Source organism: Leptospira kemamanensis (assembly GCF_004769665.1).
In the GTDB taxonomy this organism is placed as follows: Bacteria; Spirochaetota; Leptospiria; order Leptospirales; family Leptospiraceae; genus Leptospira_A; species Leptospira_A kemamanensis.
Window position 1 is genome coordinate 29,380 of the sequence record NZ_RQGG01000015.1, and the last position, 22,915, is coordinate 52,294.

The window sequence follows — 22,915 nt, forward strand, 5'->3', positions numbered from 1 at the left end:
ATGGATAAGTTTCATAAGAAGAACATCATCGAACAAAAAAAACAAGCCGAACTCATCGAGAAGGATGAGTTCGCTGATTTTGAAGGTTCCAAAGCGGAACTTGTTTTTTTAAAGTTCACTCATTTTTTATCTAAAAATCGTAAGTCTGTATTTATCAGTCTAGCATCTGCTATCGTTGTGTTAGCTGGTGTGATTGGTTTTTTTGAATACAGACAATATCTTTTTGATAAAGAAACGGTTACCTTAGAAGACTTAAAACTCACTCATCAAAAAGTAAATGTTAGTTTGGATGCACAAATCCAAAGTTTGGAAGTGTTTTTACAAAACCAAAGTACCGGTCGAATGGAACTTCGAGTTTGGAAAGACCTTTCTAAGTTGTATGCTGAGAAGGGTGAATTTGGGAAAGCAGCGTCTTACTTAGAAGATGCGGCAAAAAAAATCGATACTCCCAAAGAAATCAAAGCTCTTTATTTTTACATCGCGGGCAATTACCGGGAACGTGAAAAAAACAATGCCAAATCTTTAGAAAATTATAAAATCGCAGCGACTGTGGTGGAACCGGCTCGTGAACTCAATGGGTTCAAAGCATGGTCTTATTACCAAGCAGGACGGTTGTCTTTCCTTACGGGAGATAAACCAGGTGCGAAACAATTCTTAGAAAAAGCTGTAAAACTCGATGGCGCAGAATCTGGGGAAGAAGTGAAACTTCTTTCTAGTTATTTACTGCTGAAACTCGGGAAAAACTAACTTATGTTAACTTTGGCTCTCCCGAAAGGTAGGCTTGCCGAAGAAACTGCACTTCTTTTGCAATCCAAAGGGTGGCTAAAAAATTTGCCATCTGAGGGTTCCAAAGAACTTACTTACGTCTCCGAAGACAAACGCCTCCGCCTATTATTTGTTAGATCCCAAGATGTATGCACCTATGTGGAAGAAGCAGCTGCAGATGCTGGAATTGTGGGTTGGGATATCCTAAAAGAGGGTGGTTTCGACCTTGTGGCACCTGTGGATCTCAAATTAGGAGCCTGTCGTCTCTCCCTCGCATCCTTCCCTGACTTTGATCTCTTCGCCAAACGTTCCAAAGTGCGTGTGGCAACCAAATACCCGAACCTCACTCGGGAGTATTTTTTTTCCAAAGGCATTTCTTGTGAAATCATCAAACTCTATGGTTCGATAGAACTTGCTCCCATTGTAGGTCTTTCGGACTGTATTGTGGACTTAGTTTCCACTGGTGGCACCTTAAAAGCCAACGGTCTCAAGGAATTTGAGTCGATTTTGTATAGTACGGCCCGTTTAGTGAGCAATCGATCCTCTTTTTATCACAAACACGCCGAATTACGGTCTCTTATCGAGAGCCTAGAAAATTAAAATATTGTTTTCACATCGGATTTCCAAAACATAGTAAAAACCAGTTATAATTCCATAGAGGATAGCCATGGCAGTCCCAAAGAGACGTAAATCAAAATCGAAAGTTAGAACGAAAAGAGCCCATCACGCGATAGGCAAACCTAACTTAAACCCGTGTTCCAATTGTGGATCATTTGTTCTTTCCCACCGTGTATGCCCTTATTGCGGTTTTTATAAGGGTAAACTCGTAGTCGCTCAAAAAGTTAAAAAAACGACCGAAGATAACTAACCGTCATGTGGGTCGCCGTGGACGCGATGAGCGGAGATTACGGCCCTGAAGGTATTGTCGAGGGCGCGGTGCTGGCAGTACGAGAATTCGGACTGTCTGTTTCGCTCGTTGGCGATGAACAAGAGTTACTTGATATCCTGTTAAAATTCGATTATGACACAGAAAAAATCCGTGTCATACATTCTACCGAGATCATCGGTATGAATGATTCTCCATCCATAGCTGTCCGCGCTATGGAGGATTCTTCCGTAGTCAAAGCAGTTCGTTTAGTAGCAGATAAAGAATGTATCGGTGTGTTTTCCCCGGGAAACACTGGCGCTACTATGGCCGCTGCATTATTACACCTTGGTCGCCTACCTGGCGTTTTACGCCCACCCATTGCGGCTCATATTCCCAGAGAAGAAGGGCCACCTGTACTTCTGTTAGATGCCGGTGCCAATGTTGACTGCAAACCAGAATACCTTGCGCAATTTGCCATTATGGGTGAAATTTATGCAAAAGAACTATTTGGCATCAAAAGTCCCAAAGTAGGAATCCTATCCAATGGGGAAGAAGACAAAAAAGGAAATACCGTTTCTGTCAAAACCTTTGATCTCTTAAAAAAAATTCCGTTTAACTTTGTCGGTAATGTGGAAGGACGTGATTTATACGGTAGTGGACGAGAAGTGGATGTTGTCGTCTGTGATGGATTTATAGGAAACATTGTCCTAAAAGCCACAGAAGGTCTTGCGAAATCAATTTTCAATGTCTTACGCAATTCCATCAGACAATCTAGCCTTGCAAAAACAGGTGCTTTATTATTAAAATCCACATTTACTGCTGTGAAAAAACGATTGGATTACGCTGAATATGGCGGCGCACTTCTGCTAGGTGTGGAAGGGATTTGTATGATTGGACATGGATCGTCTAACGCTCTTGCGGTGAAGAATGCAGTAAGAGTGATTGCTGAATGTGCTAAACATGGCATCAACGAAAGAATTCGTGAACGTTTGGGAGAATATAAAAATATCTTGGGGGATTCTCACTAAAAAAACAGAGAATCAAAAAGAGAGAGTTTGGATCGCGTATTTAGATATCTCGCAGAATTAGAATTAGGTGATTTTGCGATTCGAATTTGGACATGTTTGTTTTCATTTATTTGATTTGTTTAGTAAATTGTTTAGGAATTAGAAAAAAGAGGAACCAAAAATGATCAGTTTATCAGGGAAAACAGCCATCGTAACCGGTGGTGCAAGAGGAATCGGAAAGGCAACTTGTTTGAAACTTGCATCTCTTGGTGCAAACATCGTTGTAGCAGACATGAACCCAGAAGCAACAAACGCTACTGCGGAAGAACTTAAATCCAAAGGATACAAAGCAATCGCAGTTGTTGCCAATGTATCTGTGGAAGAAGATGCTCAAAAACTAATTGATACAGCAAAAAAAGAATTTGGATCAGTTGATATCCTTGTGAATAACGCAGGTATCACTCGTGATACACTCCTTATGAGAATGAAAAAAGAGCAGTGGGATGCGGTCATTGCTGTAAACCTTACTGGAACTTATCTCTGTACACAAGCAGCGATCAAAGTGATGATGAAACAAGAAAATGGTGGATCCATCATTAACTTATCTTCTATCTCTGGCGAAAACGGAAATATTGGACAAACAAATTACTCTGCATCAAAAGCAGGTGTGATTGGTTTTACAAAAGCTGTGGCTCTTGAGATGGCTTCTAGAAAAGTTCGTTGTAATGCGATTGCTCCAGGTTTCATTGCAACAGAAATGACAGAAGCAATTCCTGAGAATATCAGACACGGTATGGTGCAAGCGATTCCATTAAAACGTGCTGGTCTTCCTGAAGACATCGCAAATGGAATTGCATTCCTTGCATCAGATGCTTCTTCTTTTATCACAGGGCATATCCTGGACATCAATGGTGGTGGCTTTTTACCAGGTGGCGGTCACTAAAAAGAAGGATTCTTTCCATCCACTTGGGGTATCTACATCTCAAGTGGAGTCATTTCTCACCACACAGAACCAATTTCACAATATTTCTCCTCATCCACTGATCGATTTTCCTACTTTTGTTTCAACGGTTTCGATTGGTAAGAAAAAGCTCTTGGAATTTCCATTGTGTAAGCAATCCCTTCAAATTCATTTGTAAAAAATCCATACCCGTCCAACTCAGAAATTACTTCCGCTAACATTGATTTGGGGATTAGAAGATTTGCTGAGTCTCTTGCTGGATCAAAATTGATTTCTTCATTTTCTCTTTTGATCAGTTTGTCTTGTGAAATTGTGGCGCCAGAAATTCCTAATTTTGCCAGTTTCATTAAAATTTTTTCAACAGTTCCTTCTTTGGCATTGAGGTGGATATTGACTCCTTCAAAGTAATTTCGTTTTCTTCCCCCTTTGCGAAAGGTTGTGAATTGCCTTCTCCATTCTAGATTCCCATACAAATGGTCTAAAGCAGAAATCACTTGTTCCATACTTGCCGCTTGTTTGGGTCCATCCAAACTGATTTTGGTATTGATGAGTCCTCGTTTGATTGGGTATTGGAAGATAAATCCTTTTCCTGGTAGGTCGAGTTTCCCTGCTTCGATAATAAAATTCAAAGCATGTTCTGCGTCAGAAGAATGGACAACCATCTTCACAATTTCTTTTTCTTTTGGAATGGTAATTCGTAAGAGTCCAAGTCGGTCACGGAGTCCTCTTCCGATCCCATAAGTGATTGTGGGAACAGCAATTCCATTCTCCAAAATATAATGGGACATGTTGTCGGCAGCTCCTCTTTGGATGATACAGAAAATACCAGTAAGTCCAGTAAATCCGAGAGCTTTTTTCACTTTCATGGGATTGTGATAGAGGAAGGATTCCGCGATTGGGTTGTATACTTTCACTTCTTCTGAATAAATCGAACCATGCCCAGGAATTGTGAGATCAGCCGCTTCTATGATGGAATTTAATAAAAAATCTTCCGTTTTTTTGTCGGTAAACACTTGGAAGATGACCACTGGTAGGTCATAAAGTTGGTTACTCGAATACAAATTTAATAAAAAAATTCGATTCCGTTTTAAAATAGGATACCGACCTAGTTCCCAAGAATAATACGGAACATTCAAATCTTTGAATGTTTTTTGTAATTCGTCACTTAAGTCTTTATGGACAATTGTTGTAATTCGAATCGCGTCACAATGGTTCATTCTGATTCCGTCTCCAATTCTGCGATGGATTGTCTTCTGGCGCGTTCCATCCATAATCCCATGATGAGAACGGTGAGAACAGGGAAAATAGCAGTGGAAGAGAGAACACCAAATCCATCGACGATATTGAGTTGGTTTCCAATTCCTAACCCTAATACAATCACTAAGGGAACAGTAATTGGACCTGTGGTGACACCTGCACTATCCCAGGCGATATCGATGAATTCGGGTTTGCTGACAAGTGTTAATAAAATCAAAACAAGATAAGACGGTAATAATATATAAAGTAAGGGAATACTGATTAGGATTTTTAAAATCCCTAACAAAGTTCCAATTCCTACACCAATCCCAACGGCTTGGATCAGAATTGTTTTTTTGACGGTTCCAACTGTTACTTCTTCTACGCTATTTCCTAATGCACTTAACGCAGGTTCTGCTAGGGTTGCACTGTATCCTAATACAAAAGCAAAAACCAATACAACAAAATAACCTAATAGATTTTCTTCCTTGCCAAATAATGGTCCATGGATCGGAACATATTGGTAAAGTTTGGATTCAGGATGATAATTTTTTTCACGGTAGGGAATTTGGCTAAATGACTTTTTCTCCTTTAAATAGAAGAACTCTTCTGTGGTTCCAACTTCATCTGTGGCTTTTACAACTATCGAAGGATTAAATCCCTGGATTTCGCGAATTGAGTCTGTTAGTTCAATCGAACGAAAGGAGGAAGGTAATTTATTTCCAACTTGGCTCCCTAATTTACTCAAACCAAAAAAGATTCCAAAATTGAAAATGGAAAGTCCAATCAAAACAAAAACAATTCCTAAATACAATTCGTCGGCAAAAGGAACTGATTCTTTCAAAATGAAGTATAAAAAAATAAGTAAACATCCTGCTAGCGGTAAAATTGCTTGGAGTGAATTCGTAAATCCCTCACCCATACCTTCTAAAATTTTTGAAATTTTACTATGGATAGAAAGTTGAGAAGTTTGTTCCCGATTTAAGTCTCCATTTTGAAAATTGATTTCTTTTTCACCAAACATCAGTTTGTGTTCTTGTGCTGATATTCCACCTTTTAGAAAAACTTCTTTGGGCATTGGATTTGGCACTACACTGGAAAAATATATTCCTACAAAAAAAACACTAAAAATGGGAAACAAGGAGGCGAGAGTCACAACACCAAATCCAGTTGTGGAATCACTGGATTGTGCTGATTTAGAAACTCCTATTCCTAATGCAACAATCAAGGGAACGGTGAGAGAACCCGTTGCCACAACTCCTGAATCCCAAGCAAGACCCGAAACCAATCGTAAGTTTTCATCAAAAAAAGAATAAACAGTGATACAAAGTAATACAACCAAACTTGGAATCAAAAATTTCGAAAGAGAAACTCCGTAGATGATTCTTAGAACTCCCAGTACGATTGATACACCAACACCGAAAGCAATACTGAAAAATAAAACATCTGCTCCTTCATTCAGAAGGTGATAAAGCAGTGGCGCTTCCCAGGGAGAAACGGTGGACCCACATTGTTTTAAAACAGCGATGGCAGGTTCAGCAAGTGTCGCTACAATCCCAACAAATAAACAAAAAAGAATGATCGAAAACAATCCAACTTTTCTAGGAAGTCGAAGGCCAATGCTTTCTCCTAAAGGCATAATCCCTAAATACAATCCTTCCATAAAAAAAGTAAGTCCGAGTATGATTGCAAAAATTCCAATCGAGATAGTTCCTGCTTCTTTGATCGGAATCCTTAATATGATGAGTTGGAATAAGGTTAGATACAAAACAACCCACACGACTGATTTCGTTTGTAACCATAATTTCTTTTGAAAATAAGGTACTATGAGTGTAATTGCTTCGCGAAATCCTATGTGGATGGATTCTTCTTTTTCGTTCCTTGCCATTTGGCCAAACTGCCAGATAAAAAGTTTTTTGAAAAGGGATTTTAATTTGGAAAAGAATGTCTCTTGGTTTTCACCAAGAGACGAAAGTGTAAACTGGGAAAGAATTTAATACTTGTAAGCTTTGTCTTCCTGAATGAATTTTTTTGTGGTGGTTGCTTGAAGATTGATTGGTGCTGGTTTAACCCTATTAAATGCAGCACCAACATTCCCTGTATTATTGAGCTGTGGGTTATAATCAAATACACTTACTGCATTTAAGTCAGTTCTCCATTTAAAATCAGTAGGGACTTGGTTGATACTTGAGTCTGGATGTGTAGCAATGAGTGATGTCCATTCGACAAGTGAACCATCATAGTATGTCGATGGATACCCGAGAATATTTAAGGCAGCAAATCCGTTCGAAAGGCACATAGGTTTTTCCAGTAGTCTCTGCAATATTGCGGTCACCGGTCGCTGTCCATACTACTGGAGCTCCAGCAGAATCCCAACTAGTCGTAATGTATTGTGTAATATTTCCATTCACTCCGGCAGATCTTGAGGCTGAAGCTCCAAATTGTGCTGTCGGCCTTGCGTCAATTAAGAACTGTTTTGTGGTAAGCCCTGGGATTTGTGCTTCTAGATTGTTTTTTGCAATTTCGTAGATGTCTTCAAGTCCAGAAGTGATGATGGTATTATCCACTCTTATACTTTTCACACTAAAGTTTCCTTTTCCGGGAAGCGTACTTTTGGATGAACTGGTTTGAGCTGTATAAGTTTGTGCAAAGTTACTTCGCAAATTACCATTTAATATTGCAAGGTGTTTGATATCAACACCCCAATACCGTAACCAATAAACACCTCTGGTAATATCTTGAACTCCACCTGCCGCAGTTGCAGTTGCTGTTCCCGGGTCAGCGGCAACTGTGGTTCCATTTCCAGTACCAACAGCAAAAACGATTAGATCTCTTGTTGGATTGATGCCAAATGTATTCAGCCAATCATCGACAAATTCACCATTTGCTTGGTAAGCAACTGAATTGGAAAAAAGACCAGAATCTCTTGTCTGGTTGAAACGAAAACCGGTTCGGTAATCATTTAATTCGTATACATAAACACCCTTTGAGGCATCCGATTTTACGTAAGCTAGATGAGAATCTGCTGCAACTCGGTTCGCCACATCTGTTTGTAAGATGATTAGATTTCCTGTGATATGGCTTGGTTTGTTTGCCTGCCAATCGGACACAAATCGATTTAAGGTAGATCCTGTGATGAGTCCCCAATTGTTTTCGTTGTAATCCTCTGCTGACTCATTGACTAAATCAGTTGCTGAATTCACTTTCACTTGGTTGGCTAAAGAGAGTAATAACCCGGCAAGTAAGGCATCATTGTTGTCTTTTTTTTCTGTACAAAAAACAAAAGAGGAAAGTAGGAATAGGGAAGAGAGAGTTTTTGTCCATTTCTGAATCATGGCTGGCTCCTAAAAAATAAATTTCTTAGGGTTGATTTCGGACTCCCTTTTGGTTTCGGGAAGTAGAATCTGTTATAGCGGAATATAATTCTGTTAAAATAGATCAATCTATTGGAATTCAGAGTAAGATATTGCCAAAGCTCCGAAAGGAAGACAGATTGGTTCTTTTTTATTGGGTACTCGGTGGATTATCGGTTATAATCTATGTTAGGTGATGTTAGAATGATGGCAAAGGTTTCAAGAGGAAAATAATCTATTTAGACTTGCCAAAAATTCCGACAATTTCATTTTAAAAAAACGCTAGGCGTACATATATACCTGGCGGAAAACGATTTAACACTTGCCCCACTGTTCACAGTGGCCTGGAGGATATAAAATGGCAGATTTCGAAAAAATTAAGTCAATCATCGTAGAACAACTTGGTGTTGATGAATCAGAAGTTACACCTGAAGCTCACTTCATCAATGATCTTGGTGCTGACTCTCTTGACACAGTTGAACTAGTGATGGCTCTTGAAGAAGAGTTTGGTGTGGAAATTTCTGATGAAGACGCAGAAAAAATCCAAACCGTAGGCGATGTAATTAAATTCATCGATAAACTTAAGGGGTAATTCCCAATCCAAAAACCGGGTTCCCCGAATAGAGGAACCCGGATCTTTTTCCCTTGTCCCATTCCATTCGCATCAAACTCTCTCCCGAAAGAATTTCCTCTCTCCAAGAATTACAAACTCTTACCCATACTAGTTTTAAGGATATTTCACTTCTTCACCTAGCCTTTGTTCATAGGTCATTTGCCAACGAAGACTCGGATCGGTATTTATCAGACAATGAACGATTGGAATTTTTAGGAGACTCTGTGCTTGGCATTTTGGCCGCTGAATACCTTTACAAATCGCTTCCTAAGGGCAAAGAAGGGATTCTCGCAAAGCTCAAGAGCAAAATGGTTTCAGCCCCCGCCATTGCCAAACTATCGCGTCACTACCTCTTCCCTGAGTTCTTACTCCTAGGAAAAGGAGAAAAAGAAAAGGGAGAAGTGAACCTGAATTTACAAGCAGATTGTTTTGAAGCCTTTTTAGGTGCCTTGTATCTAGACCAAGGATTAAACAGTTGTCGTATTTTTTTAACTCCTCACTTCCAGAAGATGGAAAAGGCGATTGAAAACGCGGAAGAAACAAAAGATTATAAAACCATTTTACAAGAATTTTGCCAAAAGAAATGGAAAAAATTACCAGAGTATGTTCTTTTGAAAGAAGAAGGCCCTGATCACGAGAAAGAATTTTTAGTTTCTGTCTCTTGTGAACAATACTTTCAAACGAGCGGTGATGGAAAAAATAAACGAAGAGCTGAACAAATGGCAGCAAAAGCTGCTCTTCAATTTTTAAAACTACTATGATCGATTTTTTATTAAAATCCAAATCTATGCGAGTCCGAGTGGCAGCTCTCATCCAAGATTCCAAAGGAAAAATTTTACTCGTCCAACAACAGAAAAAACAATCGGGTTATTGGTTACTTCCTGGTGGTGGGATCGAATTTGGAGAATCAGGAGAAGAAGCTCTCAAACGAGAATTAAAAGAAGAATTGTCTCTCGAAGTGAGTTCTACGGAATTTTTATTATTAAACGAATCCATTGATCCCAATAAAAAAAGACACCTCATCCAAATTGTTTTTTTAACCAAAGTGAAAGAACTTTTACCTGTTCTGAATGCCAAAGAAAAGGCAATCTCTGGATTTGGGTATTTTACTCCAAAAGAGATTCTGGGTATGGATTTACGCCCAGACATAAAACATTACTTTCGCTCTAAAAGCACAAATAAACCTAGATATATTTCTAGCCCATGGGTGAATGAACCATGAAGTTATCAGAAAGAGAAATCGTTGGATCCGATTTTCGTTATCCGATCGAATTACATGAAGACTTTGTTGGTCTTTCTGAAAAACTAAAGAACTTAAAAAAAGTATCCCAAGTGTTTGTATTCACAAATCGCGAAATTGCTGGGATTTACGAAAAATACATCACAAAAGAATTAAAAAATAGTAACATACCCTTCCATTTTATTTATCTGAAAGCGGGCGAAAAAAACAAACACATCGACCGCATGAAAAAGGTATATCACCAACTCATCCAAGCAGAAGCTGATCGTAATGCTGTAATCATTGCGTTCGGTGGTGGTGTTGTAGGCGATTTCACTGGATTTGTTGCTGCCACTTATCAAAGAGGGGTACGATTTGTACAAGTTCCAACAACCTTACTTGCATCCGTTGACTCGTCTGTTGGAGGTAAGGTGGCTGTGAATGTGGATTCTGGTAAAAATATGGTAGGAGCATTTTACCAACCAGAATTTGTTTTTGCACCTTTATTTACTTTATCTACTTTACCCAAAAAAGAATGGAGTTGTGGGATCGCTGAAGTGGTGAAACACTCCTTTTTAGATGGTGGAACCTTTTTGGAAACACTATCCAAGTCTAAACGATCCGATTTTTCCGAGAAGTCGGATATCGTTCGTTATGCGATCGAAGAGTCCGTGCGTGTGAAATCTCAGATTGTATCTCAAGACGAAAAAGAATCTGGTTTACGTGCTGTTCTCAATTTGGGGCATACAACTGGTCATGCCATTGAATCTCTCACATCTTATAAAAAGTATTCTCATGGAGAAGCAGTGTCTGTGGGACTTGTCACAGCATTACTATTGTCCAAAGAGATTTTAGGTTTTTCAGAATCCAATTTTCAAAAAGCAATTTCTATGATGAACCAGTTGGAGTTACCAACCGTTTTAGAAGAAAAACCGGAACTTGTTTTGCAACATATGGAACATGACAAAAAGAAAGATGGAAATACCTTAAAATATGTCCTATTGGAAGATTTTGGAAAACCCAAATTCGGTGTTCCTGTTGAAAGAAAAATGATCTTAGATATTTTGAAACGCCATAAAGGAATGAAGCTTCATGGGTAGTGGAAGTATTAAAGAATTTTACCTCGATCTCAATCCGTTGACAATCCTGCGAAGTCATAATCGGGACTTCGCGGAGACTTTGATACTTTTTGCGTATATGGTGATCTTTGCTGTGATTTGTTATAAAATCACAATGTTCCTTGTGGAAAGAATCAAACCTGCGTTAGATTCGGTTCACGAATACAATCGTAGGAAAGTGGCAAGGATGGGTTTTTTACTCGTTTTTGGAATTGCTTACCTTCCTGTGATTTTTTCTAGTTTGTCTTTACTACCGACTGTGCTTGGACTTGCTGGTGCCGGGATTGTGATCTCACTGAAAGAAGTGTGGCTCAATATGGTGGGTTGGTTTATGATTATGGGAGCCAACGGATTTAAAGTAGGGGATCGAATCGAAATTGATAACATCAAGGGAGATGTTGTCAATATTGGGTTTTTTAAGTTTACCTTACTCGAAATTGCACAAGATCCAAGATTTGAACAATCCACAAACAGACTCATCCATTTCCCAAATTACAACATTGTGTTACATCGATTTTTTATCGTTTCTGAAACCATGGATTTTGTTTGGGATGAATTTCGAATTTTTTTGGATTTAAAATCCAATTGGGAAAAAGCAGAAAAAATCTGTTCTCAGATTTTACATGAAGAACTGGTGCTCGCACCAGAACTTGTGGAATCGAAAATTCGGGAAATGTCAAAAAACTATCTCGTGAGACTTGGAAAAACCACTCCGATCGTTTATACTTCCTTGGAACCAGAAGGAATAATTTTGTTGTGTTTACGGTATCTCACACCCATTCGATCCAAACGTCTGAATCGTATTTTAATCTCAAAAGAAATTTTAACAAAGTTCAAAGAAGAAAATGACATCTACATCCACACCCACTAAAGACAATTCCATTTGGATTATTATCGGTTTATTATTGTTTGTTGTATTGTCTGGAATTGTATTTGGACCTTGTAAAGGTTCTGTGGAAAGACCACAATCAGTTCCAAAAGATGCAAAGTATGATAAAAAAACAAATCACTACCAACAAACGAGTGAAGGTTTTTTTCGTGAATGGTATGAAAATGGAAACCTAGTCACTCTATTTCCAGTAAATCAAATGGGATTATCCGATGGAGTTGGTAAAAAGTTAAACTATCTGGATGGCATTACCATTATGGAAGGTAAGATGGTCAATGGCGAGAGAGATGGACTTTGGAAATTTTATTTCTCAGATGGCAAACTTTACATCGAACAAAATTACAAAGCAGGTTATCGTAAAAAACAACTTTGGATCCTTACCGCAGAATTAGGAAATGAAAACGGAGCTTACTTTCGATACTTCCGCAATGGTCGTTTGAATGAAAAAGGATTTTTTGATGGTGGACTTCGGACAGGAGATTGGGTTCGCTATTATCCCGATACCAAAGTAGAAGAGAAAGGAAGTTATTTGGAAGATAAAAAAATCGGCGAATGGTTTTATTATTATCCAACTGGTGTAAAAGAAGCTTCCGAATTGTATTCTGAATCAGGGGAGCTTCTTTCGCGTAACACGTACTATCCGAATGGATCAGTTTGGTGTGTGATGAGAAAGAATCAACCTGCAGTTTGTCAATAGTGAATCTCTGCAACTGAGATCAAATCAGAGATTGGATTTCGATGATTTCGAATATGCCTTTCCCTAACTTGACTTCTATTAGATACAATCAACTATCAGTATTAGAACTCAGATGTTTTGCCAAACAACCCTAAGTTGTGTTGGATGAGATCAATGTTAAAGAGTAATAAACTAAATAAAAATGTAACAAACAAAACGATGAGAATGGTGCTAAAGATCGATAAAAACCCATTTCTTAAGAAACGATATTGTAAATATGCAAAACTTACGGCGAGGTTTTGCCATTTATTGTTTTCCTTTTCCCCACCCACTTTATTGTAATTGAAGATATAAAAAACAGACAGAAGTGCAATGAGAAAGAAAATAAAATAACTAAACTCACTCACATAGTGTTTTTGTAATAAAAAGATGGGAATGTACACTAGGTTTCCAATCAGGATACCAATCAGTATAATCACAAGCACGTGAAAAATCGGAGCAAAGTAGGTTCCTGTTTTGGTATTACTCGGAGAACGGCCTTCTTCTTCTAAGGAAGATGAAAATTGTAAGGCTTGAAATCCTTCAAAACTTTCTTTGTCTTTGATGATGAGGCGATAAGCCCAGATGGTAATTACATACGTAAACACTAAAAAAACAAAATAAAAATAGGATAAAACATCCTCTTGGGCCATTAAGTTGAGTTGGAAAAAAAGTTTAGGTAACAAAACTACCAAAGAGACTGGATATAAAACATGTGCGATGGATTTATGAAACCAAGCTCGGAACGCATAGGTAATTGAAGCAGAAAAAGTAAGAAAGAGATAAAATAAAACAAGTCCTAAAAAAAGTTTTTGTCCGATGAGCGCCCGTTTGACGCTATCTTTTGTGTCTTCTAAGTCTGTATCAATCGGAAGTTCTTTCGATTCCAGTTCGGCTAAAAAGGATTCTAAATAAGAGATTTTTCCCACAAGCCCAGATTCCTGAATCACTTTGGGTTTCATCATTTCTCTACTCGGTTCGGAAGAGTCGGATGAAATAAAATCTGGAAACTGCACCGAGTAATCCACAAAGAGAGAGTGGAAAATCACAAGGGCAATGAAGAGAGGAGATAGGATTGGTAATTTTTTTTTGAATTGGGTCATCATGTGTTAGAGAATTACAAATATCGTCATCATTCCAATGGCGAGTACCACAAGCATAATGATATAAGGCAGTAAATGGAAACTTTCATCAGCAGCTAAATTTGGATTTTGTTTAGCTTTCGTCATTTTCGCTGTAGGAGATGCCACTGAGTTCATAATATTGGCTGCCCCTTGGCTTGTATCAGTGGTTTTGATTTTCACTGAGTTTTCTTCTTCGATGATTTTTCCATAAATTTGTTCGTTGATTTTGATCACTACTTCCGAAAAATTTTTGTTATTCGAAATGTTCACAATTTTGGCAGGAATCTGTTTGATTGCACCCGACTCTTCTTTGAGTTCCAAAGTGTTGATGATGGAATCAGTGATCGAATCCCCAGGCACCAAACGCACATACACATTGTCACCTGCTTTCAGTTCGACGAGAGGCACACCGTTCACAGGAGAGAGTTGGAATTTAAACTGTACAATTTGTTTGTCAGCAGGGATGAGAAACCCCGAAGCTTGTGGCACTGGAGTCACGAGAGGTCCTTCTTTTTTGGCAATCTCCTCTTCATCCACAGTGGTTTTTGTCATATCGTTTGGATCAATGAGTTCAAAGTGGATTTCCACCTTTGGCTCTGAATTGCCAGCGGTTCGTTTGTGAATCTCGCTGAACACAAAGTCCAATCGGTCTGTAAGATTGTGATCCATGTAGTGGAGGATCTCTTCTAAAAAACTTTCCGAACCAAATTTGGTTTTGATGAGTTCTTGTAAGGACTTGGTGATGTTTTTTTGTTGTTCCCCTTTGTAAATCACCCTCTGCATTCGGTTGTAGAAGTCTTGGAAGGTGGATCGAACCGGCAAAAGGGAGAGAGGACTTGTACACGAAACGCCTTCATATTTTACCGATTTGATTTCAACCGGGTCTATGATGGCACAAACCATGGTGTACACCATATTGGCTTCGTCTCGAAGATTGACTTTGACAGAATAATAGTTTGGTGTTTCGGGCATAAGGTTCTTTTTTGACAGTATCCATCTTTCAAAGAAAGCTGTCAAAAAGATTAGGTCATCATGGGAATCGTCTCTTTAATCACAATCCGTTACATCCGAGGGTCCCGCGTTTTGGGATTCCTCTCCATTAAATCCAGACTATCGTTCATTGTGATGGCAGTGGGAGTGGGGCTTCTTGTTGTCGTTTTGTCCATTTTTAATGGATTCCAAAAACAAGTGAAGGAATCCCTTTGGCAAGGTGGTCCACACATCACGATTGAAAATTCGTACGGGTCGGGGGCCATTTATGATTATGAAACAGTCATTGCTCACCTAAAATCGGATCCAAAACTTGCGGAATCCTTTGTGTCTGTGGAAGGAAATATCACAAGCCACGGTCTCATCCAAAGTAATAATAATTTTAACCCGATTATGATCCGAGCTGTTCCCATTGACTCCATTGAAAAATTGGTAGAAAATGGGCTTCCCAACTTCCCTCGCATTTTGCAATACAACCGAGACGAAATCCCAGATATCAATACCAAAAAAATGGTCGTGGTAGGAAAGGAAATGAGTGCGATTTATGGGTATGGGATTGGGCGTGAGATCACCATGGCCGTGCCTGGGGGGAGGTTCACTGTCGAACGAGGTGTACAAGTGAATGTACAATCCTTTCGTTTGGTAGGACTTTTTAAAACTGGATACTATAACTACGATTCGAAGTTTGTTTTTTTATCACTCCCGCAAGCCCAAGAGTTTTTTAAGATGAAAGGTGCTGTGAACCAAATTGCCATCAAGGTTCGTTCATTGGATGACTTAAAACTCACTAAACATAGAATCTTATCTCGGTTAAACGAAGAAAATTGGAACCAAAAAATCCAAGATGATACTTCTTGGTCTGTTCGAACCATTGCAGAAGAACAAGAGAACTTCCTTGCAGCCCTTCGTTTGGAAAAAACCATCATCTCCATCATTGTCTTTCTCTTCATCGTGCTTGCGGCCCTTGGGATGGTAGCAACGGTCCACTCTCTCATTCGTGCCAAACGTAGATCCATTGGAACCTTAAAGGCCCTTGGCCTTGCCTCGAACGATATCTTACTGATCTTTACATTGAATGCGATGATCGTTGGAATATTATCTTCGCTTGTAGGTGGGATGACGGGGATTTTTATCGCCACGAAGTTAGAAGTCATCATCAATGCGATTTCAGAAATCATCAATGGTGTGGGAAGTCTCCTAAATCCTGGAGATTGGGATCCTGTGGAACTGGTTCCGAAAGACATTTATTACTTTGATCACATCCCAGTGGACATTGATATTTCGTTTATCTTTATGGTGACAACTGCCGCTACCATTCTCTCAGGCCTTGCTGGGTATTTCCCTGCACGTATGGCCGCTAATCTTAACCCAGTGGATACCATTCGCAATGACTAATTCTGAAATCAAACCAACAGTTTCTGTTCGCAAATTAGAAAAGTATTACCAAGTTGTGGACAAACGATACCATATCATTTCTGGTCTCGACTTTGAAGTGTTACCTGGGGAAATCGTTTCGGTAGAAGGGGCATCCGGTGTTGGAAAATCCACACTCCTCAATATCCTAGGCGCCATGGATTCGTTTGACGACGGTGAGGTGGAAGTTTGTGGAGTCTCCCTCAAAAACCTAAACGAAAAACAAAGAGAAAGTTTTCGTGCGGAAAAAATTTCCTTTATCTTCCAACAACATTTACTACTTCCTGATTTTACTGCCTTAGAAAATGTGATGATGCCTCTTCTCATTGCGAGGATGAATCCATCACAAGCAAAAGCCGAAGCCATTGAGATCTTAAAAAAAGTTGGCCTCGGGGAACGAACCGAAAGTTTTCCTTCCCAACTCTCAGGGGGAGAAAGTGCTCGGGTGGGAGTGGCGCGTGCCCTTGTGGGAAGAAGGCAACTCATCCTTGCCGATGAACCCACGGGAAACCTCGACCGTGATAACTCAAGACATCTCATGGATCTCATCAAAGACTTACAAAATGAGTTTAAGTTTTCTCTCATCCTTGTGACACATGACTTAGAACTTGCATCAATGGCTCATAAACGAAATCGTATTGTTTCTGGTAAACTATCACCCGTTAGCCCGTAATGCATTGTCGGATTTGTGGGACAACAGAGTCCCAATTTTGCATCTCAGGTAAATTTGGATGTGAACACTGCGTCTCACAATTTCCCTATCCAAAAAGCCCACGTAGGAATTGGATTCCGACGTCACTCCTTTTGGAAATCGAAGAGATCCTACAAACAAATCCATCCAAGCTCCGTGTTTTATCTGTCCGAACTCGGATCACAAGAAACCTTTCTCATACCCTTTTTCCCTATTATGAACCAAAGGAAAAAGAAGTAAAACAGATGTTAGCTGAAAATGGGGTGTTGCATTTTTTAAAAGAGGAAAAAAATATTTTTTTCCTACGAGAAATGGGTTTAGACCCAATGTACCGTTTGTATTTAGGTTCGGAAGACCACCTTCGTTTGGAAATCTACCAAACTTTGGATTTAGATTTTGGTGCGTATCGGAAACGAAACGAAATGGGCAAAACGAAACTCACGAAGGAAAAACGTTCTCTACTTCGTTTTGTTACCAAGCGAAAACTTTGGGCCTACGCAAAGGATATTGGGTTTCTTTCCTCTTGTCCTACGAATTTGGGAAAAGGAAGGAGGGATTCTTTCCTTCTTGGGATGAAAACGGGTATCGATCCCCGATTCTTTTCACTTTTCGAGAAACTTTCTGAATTTGGTATAGAATTTGCTCCTTCCACCGATCATAGAAGAGAGTCCCTGGGAAATTTCCGTGGACTTGTCGTAAAAATCTCGTGGAAGAACGCATTCGCGGTCCAAAAACGTCAGTTTTACAAAATTCTTGGTTTACGAGGCTCCCTTTGACCCAGTACGGTCATGATGGGAACAAGGACGTTCGTCTAATTACTAAAGGCAGGGTGCGGCATGTTGGAATTCACCAAAAGAGCAAAAAGAGTCATCAACGAAATCGCCCAAGATGAGGCAAAACGTTTGGGTTCCGATTTTATCGGTCCTGAACACATTTTACTTGGGCTTCTCCGGGAGGAGGACTCTGTCGCGATTAAGATTCTAACGAATCTAAATATCAATTTAAACGAACTCCGAAAAGAAGTGGAGAAACGTACTCGTGAGGGTTCGGGTGCTTTGTTACTCGATGTCAGCCAAGGGCAAGACAAGTACCAAAAAATGATCGAAGTTTCCAAAGAAGAGGCAAAACGCCTCAAACACAACTATGTGGGAACCGAACACATCTTACTCGCATTACTTCGTGATAATAATAATATCGCTGGTGGATCTTTATCTTCCTTCAGTGTGAACTATAATGTCATCAAATCGGAAATTTTACGCCTACTCGGAGCTCCACCGTCTGGTTCTGTCGGAAGTGCTGGATCAACTGGTTCACAAACCACAGGACAAGGCCAAACGCAAAGCGCCACTCCAAGACAAGAAAAAAGTAAAACTCCGATCCTAGATGAATTTGCGCGCGACCTCACACAACTCGCTCGTGAAAAAAAATTGGATCCAGTCATTGGAAGGTCCAAAGAGATCGAACGAGTCATTCAGATTTTATCTCGTAAAACCAAAAACAACCCAGTTCTCGTAGGGGAATCGGGTGTTGGTAAAACAGCTATCGTAGAAGGACTTGCACAAGCAGTCATAGAAAAGTTAGTACCGGATCTCCTTTTCGACAAACGAGTGTTATCATTGGATTTGGCAAGCCTCATTGCAGGTACCAAATACCGTGGTGAGTTTGAAGAACGATTGAAAAAAATCATGAAAGAGATCGTAACTTCACAAAACATCATCATCTTCATTGATGAGTTACACACTCTCATTGGAGCAGGGGCAGCAGAAGGAGCAGTGGATGCTGCTAACATTCTTAAACCAGCACTCGCACGTGGGGAACTACAATGTATTGGTGCAACTACCAATAACGAATACCGTAAGTACATCGAAAAAGATTCTGCTTTGGAAAGACGATTCCAAATGGTGAAGGTGCTTGAACCTTCTGTAGACGATGCGGTTCTCATTTTAGATGGTTTGAAAAAAGCATACGAATCCCACCATAAGGTGCGTTATTCGGAAAAAGCCATCGAACAAGCTGTGAAATTATCTCACCGATATATCAATGATCGTTTTTTACCAGACAAGGCAATTGACATCATTGATGAAGCAGGGGCAAAAGCACGTCTTGCCAATTGCCAACGACCAAATGAAATCAAAGAGATTGAAGAAGAAATCAAAGCTCTTTCTGTCAAAAAAGAAGATTTAGTACGTAGCCAAGAGTATGAAAAAGCAGCGGCTGTTCGCGATGAAGTGAATCGCAAAAAAGGCCAATTGGAAGAAAAAACCAAACAATGGCAAGAACGTATGGAAGGGTATGCTGTATCGATCGAAGAAGAAGACATCCTTTCAGTGGTTAGTTTATGGACAGGAATTCCTTTGAAAAAAATGGAACAGTCCGAAAACACGAAACTCCTCAATATGGAAGAAGAAATTAAATCTCGTATTGTTGGGCAAACGGAAGCTATCGAAAAAGTGGCACGTGCTGTCAGACGTTCTCGCACCGGTCTGAAAAGTGAAAAACGCCCTACAGGATCTTTTATTTTCCTTGGACCAACAGGTGTGGGAAAAACAGAACTTGCGAAGGCACTCGCAGAGCAGTTGTTTGGTTCTGAAGACAATATGCTTCGCATTGATATGTCTGAATACATGGAACCTCATGCAGTTTCCAGACTCATTGGAGCTCCTCCTGGATATGTAGGGTATGATGATGGTGGGCAACTTACAGAATTTGTGAGAAGAAAACCATATAGTTTGGTGTTACTCGACGAAATTGAAAAAGCGCACCATGATTTGTTTAATATCCTACTCCAAATTATGGAAGAAGGGAATTTAACAGACACCAAAGGTCGTAAGGTCAACTTCAGAGATACCATTATCATCATGACATCCAATATTGCCGCTAAGGAGATTTCCAAAGGGGGACGTTTAGGTTTTGAAGATTTTGCTGAAGAAAGAGAATCTTACAAAGCAGAACAAGCAAGAGAACAATTGAAAAAACACTTCAATCCTGAGTTTCTCAACCGTGTAGATGAAGTTGTATACTTTGCTCCTCTCAAAAAAGAAGAAATCGTTAGCATTGTCGATATCATGTTAAAAGATTTTAACAAACGTTTGACGGAGAAAAAAGTTCTAGTGGAACTCACTCAAGGAGCAAAAGAACATTTTGCTACCATTGGATACGACCAAAACTATGGTGCTCGTCCTCTGAGAAGAGTGTTCCAAAGAGAGTTGGAAGATTATATGGCAGTGCAGTCATTGAAAGGGGTTTATGACAATCCTACCAAAATTTTGGTAGATTTGGCAGAAGGAAAACTTGTGTATTCCGAAACTCCTTGGTCTGACTACAAAGAAGTCCCGAAAAAAGATGACGGATCTTCTCCAAACACTGAGGAAAAAGATCTAGCTCTCGTTTAGAGAGTGATGGGGAAGGCGAACGGAAATGGCAATACTCATTCCCCTCGTCTTCCTATTTTCCTACTTTTTCATCCGTAAAATTTGGTTCCAACTTCGTAAAATTCGCACAGTTGGGACCATTGAACGAATCGAACTTGGGTACATCCGTCCGAACCTAATCCTTCCCGAAGTCAAAGTTCACTACAAATACTACTTCCAATCCGGTTTGTATTTTGGATCGGGTTACCTGGGTTTATCCGATTTTTTGCCTACCGAAGAATTCCACCTACATTTAGGCCCTGGGGAAAATCCAATTCTCTATGTCGGGGATTTGGAAATCATTACGGAAGAACATATCGAACATTACTTGCTTTCCAAGGGGGGAAGCGTTTTCCTATACCTGGACCCTATTGAGCCATACCATTCTCGGATCGATACGGTCAATTTGAACTCCATTACGGTTCCCTCGGATTTATTATGAAACATTTGTCTCTCATCACTGCCGTTATTTGTCTACTTGTATCCTCATTGTATGCGCAAGAGAAAGAACAAGTTGGTTCTGCGTATTTCCAAGCGGTAGATGAATTCAAAATCAAAAATTATGCAAAATCAATCGAACTAGTAAAAAGCCTACTCGTTGATGGTAAGTCCTCTTACGAATTTTATGCCTTACTTGCTTACAACTATGATAAGTTAAACGATTTTGACAATTCCTACAAAAACATGTTGGAAGCAAGAAAACGTAAACCTGATGATGAAGACCTTCTACAAGGAAGTCTTGCTATCTTAACTCGTCACAAAAAATGGAAACCCGCAATTGAGTTAGCGGAAAAAGCCATTCCGATGTACCCGCAAAATCCTGAGATTCGATATTATTATGCCTTGGCCCTCTCTGAAAAAGGTGCATCTAAAACGGCTCTTTCCCAAATTGAAAAAGCAAAAGCAGGAAGTCCGAGTGATGTTCGTATGCTTGAGTTAGAAGGGAAAATTTATTACCAATTAAAAAATTATGATAAAGCTGATATGAGTTTGCGATGGGCATCGAGCATCAACCAAAACTCTGCTGAAATTTGGAATAACCTAGCACTCGTTCAAGAATCACTCTACAGAACCAATAAAAAATTGGGCAAAAAAAGTATGGCCAATTCTTATTTGGAAGAAGCCAAAACCTGTATTGAAAAAGCATCTTCTCTAAATGGAGAAAGTAACACCATCAAAGAAAATTCCAAAAGGATCACTTCACTCGCAGCGCTGTGAAAATTAAGTTCCATACACTCGGTTGCCGTCTCAATTTTTTTGAGACAGATGGAATGTACACTGTCCTAAAAGACAAAGGGTTTACCCTTGCAACAGCGGATGAAAACGCAGAGTACATCGTTGTCAATACTTGTACGGTTACCAACAAAGCTGATGTTAAAAACAGAAATATCATCCGCAATGCCATTCGCACAAATCCTGGTGCAAAAGTCTATGTGACTGGCTGTTATGCGGAGACAGACAAAGAGGTATTACAAAATATCCCTGGTGTCTTTGGAGTTTTTGGGAATACCGAAAAAAGTAGCCTGCCTTACCAAATCTTAGCGGACTGGGAAGGGAAGACCTATTCACAACCACAAAACTTAGATCGTTTTTCTTATTCAGATGTATTACCAGAAGGACATACCAGAGCGTATTTAAAAATCCAAGATGGTTGTAATCGAAAGTGTTCTTATTGCAAGATACCTGCAGCAAGGGGACTTGGGGTCAGCCGAAACTACGGGGATATTATCGACCAAGTCAAATACTTACAAGACAATGGCGTTGGTGAAATCCAGTTAACGGGCGTTAATTTGGGTTGGTATCGTTTGGAAAATGGAGACAAAGGTTTCCTGAATTTAGTGGAAGACATCTTAAAAGTATTAGAATACTCACGGATCCGTTTGTCTTCGATTGAACCACCCGACGTGGGATCTGGTTTGCTGGATCTTATGCAACACCCTAGGTTTTGTAAATTTTTACATGTTCCCATCCAAAGTGGCAGTCGTAAAATTTTAAAAGATATGAGACGGACCTACCATCCAGATGCGTTTCGTACGCGAATCGAACTTGCGAAATCAAAACTCCCTAATTTATTTTTAGGAACAGATGTGATTGTCGGCTTTCCATCTGAAACAGAAGTCGAATGTCAAGAAACCAAACAATTGTTAATTGAGCTTGGTTTTGCTAAATTACATGTTTTCCCTTATTCAGTAAGAAAAGGAACCACTGCCGAAGCTTTAGGGGATCCCATTCCTGGGGATGAAAAAAAACGCCGTGTCTTGGATCTTATGGCACTCAGTTCTAAATTACACGAAACTTATGCAAAAACAGCAATAGGGAAAACCTTTGAAGCGATTTTGGAAAATGATGGAAGACTTGTGACGGATCATTATTTAAAAGGACGCCTTCCCGAAACGTTCCCGATTGATACCTTACAAAAAGGTCAATTTGTCGATGTTAGGTGTGAAGAATATTTCCCCGCCAAAGACAAAGAAGGAGAATTCCTCTTTACCTTTGCTCGTTAATACTTAAGAAAAAAGATTTCCAAAACCAGAGAAGTGATC

General features: G+C 39.6%; 24 protein-coding genes. 18 read left to right on the forward strand and 6 right to left on the reverse strand.

Features of this window, described 5'->3' with window-relative positions; all coding sequences use genetic code 11:
• From EHQ59_RS06625 to fabG, 5 genes are all read left to right on the forward strand, one after another.
• Positions 1-747 carry a tetratricopeptide repeat protein gene (locus EHQ59_RS06625; protein WP_135618549.1) on the forward strand — a complete coding sequence of 249 codons (747 nt, stop codon included), beginning with the start codon at positions 1-3 and terminating at the stop codon, positions 745-747.
• Between the two features lie 3 nt (positions 748-750).
• Entirely contained in the window at positions 751-1,365 is a 615-nt protein-coding gene (gene hisG, locus EHQ59_RS06630) for an ATP phosphoribosyltransferase (protein ID WP_015678972.1), read from the forward strand.
• Positions 1,366-1,432: 67 nt separating this feature from the next.
• Positions 1,433-1,633 carry a 50S ribosomal protein L32 gene (rpmF, locus tag EHQ59_RS06635; protein WP_015679024.1) on the forward strand — a complete coding sequence of 67 codons (201 nt, stop codon included), beginning with the start codon at positions 1,433-1,435 and terminating at the stop codon, positions 1,631-1,633.
• A 5-nt stretch (positions 1,634-1,638) separates the two neighbouring features.
• Positions 1,639-2,661 (forward strand): phosphate acyltransferase PlsX, encoded by a 1,023-nt coding sequence (plsX, locus tag EHQ59_RS06640; protein WP_135618551.1) that lies wholly within the window; start codon positions 1,639-1,641, stop codon positions 2,659-2,661.
• Between the two features lie 160 nt (positions 2,662-2,821).
• Positions 2,822-3,583 (forward strand): 3-oxoacyl-ACP reductase FabG, encoded by a 762-nt coding sequence (gene fabG / locus EHQ59_RS06645; RefSeq protein ID WP_100727124.1) that lies wholly within the window; start codon positions 2,822-2,824, stop codon positions 3,581-3,583.
• 110 nt (positions 3,584-3,693) lie between these two features.
• Here the strand turns inward: fabG and EHQ59_RS06650 are convergent, their stop codons facing one another.
• The 4 genes from EHQ59_RS06650 to EHQ59_RS06660 all read right to left on the reverse strand — a co-directional run bounded on the left by EHQ59_RS06650 (position 3,694) and on the right by EHQ59_RS06660 (position 8,172).
• Positions 3,694-4,818: a P-II family nitrogen regulator gene (locus EHQ59_RS06650; RefSeq protein ID WP_135618553.1), complete on the reverse strand. Its 1,125-nt coding sequence runs from the start codon at positions 4,816-4,818 to the stop codon at positions 3,694-3,696.
• Positions 4,815-6,725 carry a DUF1538 domain-containing protein gene (locus EHQ59_RS06655; protein ID WP_135618554.1) on the reverse strand — a complete coding sequence of 637 codons (1,911 nt, stop codon included), beginning with the start codon at positions 6,723-6,725 and terminating at the stop codon, positions 4,815-4,817. The genes EHQ59_RS06650 and EHQ59_RS06655 overlap by 4 nt, the downstream gene beginning before the upstream one ends.
• A gap of 105 nt (positions 6,726-6,830) precedes the next feature.
• Positions 6,831-7,136 (reverse strand): hypothetical protein, encoded by a 306-nt coding sequence (locus tag EHQ59_RS17830; protein WP_244245421.1) that lies wholly within the window; start codon positions 7,134-7,136, stop codon positions 6,831-6,833.
• Positions 7,075-8,172 (reverse strand): hypothetical protein, encoded by a 1,098-nt coding sequence (locus EHQ59_RS06660; protein ID WP_244245422.1) that lies wholly within the window; start codon positions 8,170-8,172, stop codon positions 7,075-7,077. The genes EHQ59_RS17830 and EHQ59_RS06660 overlap by 62 nt, the downstream gene beginning before the upstream one ends.
• 376 nt (positions 8,173-8,548) lie before the next feature.
• Between EHQ59_RS06660 and acpP the strand changes: the two genes are divergently transcribed.
• The 6 genes from acpP to EHQ59_RS06690 are packed head-to-tail and all read left to right on the forward strand — an operon-like array spanning position 8,549 to position 12,726.
• Positions 8,549-8,782 carry an acyl carrier protein gene (gene acpP, locus EHQ59_RS06665; RefSeq protein ID WP_002974954.1) on the forward strand — a complete coding sequence of 78 codons (234 nt, stop codon included), beginning with the start codon at positions 8,549-8,551 and terminating at the stop codon, positions 8,780-8,782.
• A 53-nt stretch (positions 8,783-8,835) separates the two neighbouring features.
• Positions 8,836-9,564 (forward strand): ribonuclease III, encoded by a 729-nt coding sequence (gene rnc, locus EHQ59_RS06670; protein WP_135618556.1) that lies wholly within the window; start codon positions 8,836-8,838, stop codon positions 9,562-9,564.
• On the forward strand, positions 9,561-10,025 hold the full coding sequence (locus tag EHQ59_RS06675; RefSeq protein ID WP_135618558.1) for an NUDIX domain-containing protein: 465 nt from the start codon (positions 9,561-9,563) through the stop codon (positions 10,023-10,025). Before rnc ends, EHQ59_RS06675 begins: the two co-directional genes overlap by 4 nt.
• Entirely contained in the window at positions 10,022-11,122 is a 1,101-nt protein-coding gene (aroB, locus tag EHQ59_RS06680) for a 3-dehydroquinate synthase (RefSeq protein ID WP_135618560.1), read from the forward strand. The genes EHQ59_RS06675 and aroB overlap by 4 nt, the downstream gene beginning before the upstream one ends.
• Positions 11,115-12,011, forward strand: a complete 897-nt coding sequence (locus EHQ59_RS06685; protein ID WP_135618562.1) for a mechanosensitive ion channel family protein — start codon at positions 11,115-11,117, stop codon at positions 12,009-12,011. Before aroB ends, EHQ59_RS06685 begins: the two co-directional genes overlap by 8 nt.
• Complete coding sequence (locus EHQ59_RS06690) at positions 11,986-12,726, forward strand: toxin-antitoxin system YwqK family antitoxin (protein WP_135618564.1); 741 nt, start codon at positions 11,986-11,988, stop codon at positions 12,724-12,726. The genes EHQ59_RS06685 and EHQ59_RS06690 overlap by 26 nt, the downstream gene beginning before the upstream one ends.
• A gap of 101 nt (positions 12,727-12,827) precedes the next feature.
• On the opposite strand, the gene EHQ59_RS06695 is transcribed toward EHQ59_RS06690, so the two are convergent.
• Entirely contained in the window at positions 12,828-13,847 is a 1,020-nt protein-coding gene (locus EHQ59_RS06695; RefSeq protein WP_135618566.1) for an LIC_10230 family protein, read from the reverse strand.
• A 6-nt stretch (positions 13,848-13,853) separates the two neighbouring features.
• A complete protein-coding gene (locus EHQ59_RS06700) occupies positions 13,854-14,840 on the reverse strand; it encodes a hypothetical protein (RefSeq protein ID WP_135618568.1) in 987 nt (328 codons plus the stop codon).
• A 60-nt stretch (positions 14,841-14,900) separates the two neighbouring features.
• Here EHQ59_RS06700 and EHQ59_RS06705 point away from each other — a divergent pair, with 60 nt between their 5' ends.
• From EHQ59_RS06705 to mtaB, 7 genes are all read left to right on the forward strand, one after another.
• Entirely contained in the window at positions 14,901-16,253 is a 1,353-nt protein-coding gene (locus EHQ59_RS06705; RefSeq protein WP_208652330.1) for an ABC transporter permease, read from the forward strand.
• Positions 16,246-16,944, forward strand: a complete 699-nt coding sequence (locus EHQ59_RS06710; RefSeq protein ID WP_135618570.1) for an ABC transporter ATP-binding protein — start codon at positions 16,246-16,248, stop codon at positions 16,942-16,944. The genes EHQ59_RS06705 and EHQ59_RS06710 overlap by 8 nt, the downstream gene beginning before the upstream one ends.
• A gap of 131 nt (positions 16,945-17,075) precedes the next feature.
• Entirely contained in the window at positions 17,076-17,738 is a 663-nt protein-coding gene (locus tag EHQ59_RS06715; RefSeq protein ID WP_341867140.1) for an ATP--guanido phosphotransferase, read from the forward strand.
• Between the two features lie 60 nt (positions 17,739-17,798).
• Positions 17,799-20,354, forward strand: a complete 2,556-nt coding sequence (locus EHQ59_RS06720) for an ATP-dependent Clp protease ATP-binding subunit (RefSeq protein ID WP_135618574.1) — start codon at positions 17,799-17,801, stop codon at positions 20,352-20,354.
• Between the two features lie 25 nt (positions 20,355-20,379).
• Positions 20,380-20,814 (forward strand): hypothetical protein, encoded by a 435-nt coding sequence (locus EHQ59_RS06725; protein ID WP_135618576.1) that lies wholly within the window; start codon positions 20,380-20,382, stop codon positions 20,812-20,814.
• The gene (locus tag EHQ59_RS06730; RefSeq protein ID WP_135618578.1) at positions 20,811-21,590 is read left to right on the forward strand and encodes a tetratricopeptide repeat protein; all 780 of its coding nucleotides are present in this window, start codon (positions 20,811-20,813) and stop codon (positions 21,588-21,590) included. The genes EHQ59_RS06725 and EHQ59_RS06730 overlap by 4 nt, the downstream gene beginning before the upstream one ends.
• Entirely contained in the window at positions 21,587-22,876 is a 1,290-nt protein-coding gene (gene mtaB / locus EHQ59_RS06735; RefSeq protein WP_135618580.1) for a tRNA (N(6)-L-threonylcarbamoyladenosine(37)-C(2))-methylthiotransferase MtaB, read from the forward strand. Before EHQ59_RS06730 ends, mtaB begins: the two co-directional genes overlap by 4 nt.
• Positions 22,877-22,915 lie beyond the last annotated feature (39 nt).

Bases quoted from the DNA above. Each gene is read 5' to 3' on its own strand.
- EHQ59_RS06710 (WP_135618570.1), top strand. From the start codon at position 16,246: ATGACTAATTCTGAAATCAAACCAACAGTTTCTGTTCGCAAATTAGAA.
- plsX (WP_135618551.1), top strand. From the start codon at position 1,639: ATGTGGGTCGCCGTGGACGCGATGAGCGGAGATTACGGCCCTGAAGGT.
- EHQ59_RS06675 (WP_135618558.1), top strand. From the start codon at position 9,561: ATGATCGATTTTTTATTAAAATCCAAATCTATGCGAGTCCGAGTGGCA.
- acpP (WP_002974954.1), top strand. From the start codon at position 8,549: ATGGCAGATTTCGAAAAAATTAAGTCAATCATCGTAGAACAACTTGGT.
- hisG (WP_015678972.1), top strand. From the start codon at position 751: ATGTTAACTTTGGCTCTCCCGAAAGGTAGGCTTGCCGAAGAAACTGCA.
- aroB (WP_135618560.1), top strand. From the start codon at position 10,022: ATGAAGTTATCAGAAAGAGAAATCGTTGGATCCGATTTTCGTTATCCG.
- EHQ59_RS06650 (WP_135618553.1), bottom strand. From the start codon at position 4,818: ATGAACCATTGTGACGCGATTCGAATTACAACAATTGTCCATAAAGAC.
- EHQ59_RS06685 (WP_135618562.1), top strand. From the start codon at position 11,115: ATGGGTAGTGGAAGTATTAAAGAATTTTACCTCGATCTCAATCCGTTG.
- EHQ59_RS06700 (WP_135618568.1), bottom strand. From the start codon at position 14,840: ATGCCCGAAACACCAAACTATTATTCTGTCAAAGTCAATCTTCGAGAC.
- EHQ59_RS06625 (WP_135618549.1), top strand. From the start codon at position 1: ATGGATAAGTTTCATAAGAAGAACATCATCGAACAAAAAAAACAAGCC.
- EHQ59_RS06720 (WP_135618574.1), top strand. From the start codon at position 17,799: ATGTTGGAATTCACCAAAAGAGCAAAAAGAGTCATCAACGAAATCGCC.
- EHQ59_RS06730 (WP_135618578.1), top strand. From the start codon at position 20,811: ATGAAACATTTGTCTCTCATCACTGCCGTTATTTGTCTACTTGTATCC.
- EHQ59_RS06690 (WP_135618564.1), top strand. From the start codon at position 11,986: ATGACATCTACATCCACACCCACTAAAGACAATTCCATTTGGATTATT.
- fabG (WP_100727124.1), top strand. From the start codon at position 2,822: ATGATCAGTTTATCAGGGAAAACAGCCATCGTAACCGGTGGTGCAAGA.
- EHQ59_RS17830 (WP_244245421.1), bottom strand. From the start codon at position 7,136: ATGTGCCTTTCGAACGGATTTGCTGCCTTAAATATTCTCGGGTATCCA.
- EHQ59_RS06695 (WP_135618566.1), bottom strand. From the start codon at position 13,847: ATGACCCAATTCAAAAAAAAATTACCAATCCTATCTCCTCTCTTCATT.
- rpmF (WP_015679024.1), top strand. From the start codon at position 1,433: ATGGCAGTCCCAAAGAGACGTAAATCAAAATCGAAAGTTAGAACGAAA.
- EHQ59_RS06660 (WP_244245422.1), bottom strand. From the start codon at position 8,172: ATGATTCAGAAATGGACAAAAACTCTCTCTTCCCTATTCCTACTTTCC.
- EHQ59_RS06705 (WP_208652330.1), top strand. From the start codon at position 14,901: ATGGGAATCGTCTCTTTAATCACAATCCGTTACATCCGAGGGTCCCGC.
- EHQ59_RS06725 (WP_135618576.1), top strand. From the start codon at position 20,380: ATGGCAATACTCATTCCCCTCGTCTTCCTATTTTCCTACTTTTTCATC.
- EHQ59_RS06655 (WP_135618554.1), bottom strand. From the start codon at position 6,725: ATGGCAAGGAACGAAAAAGAAGAATCCATCCACATAGGATTTCGCGAA.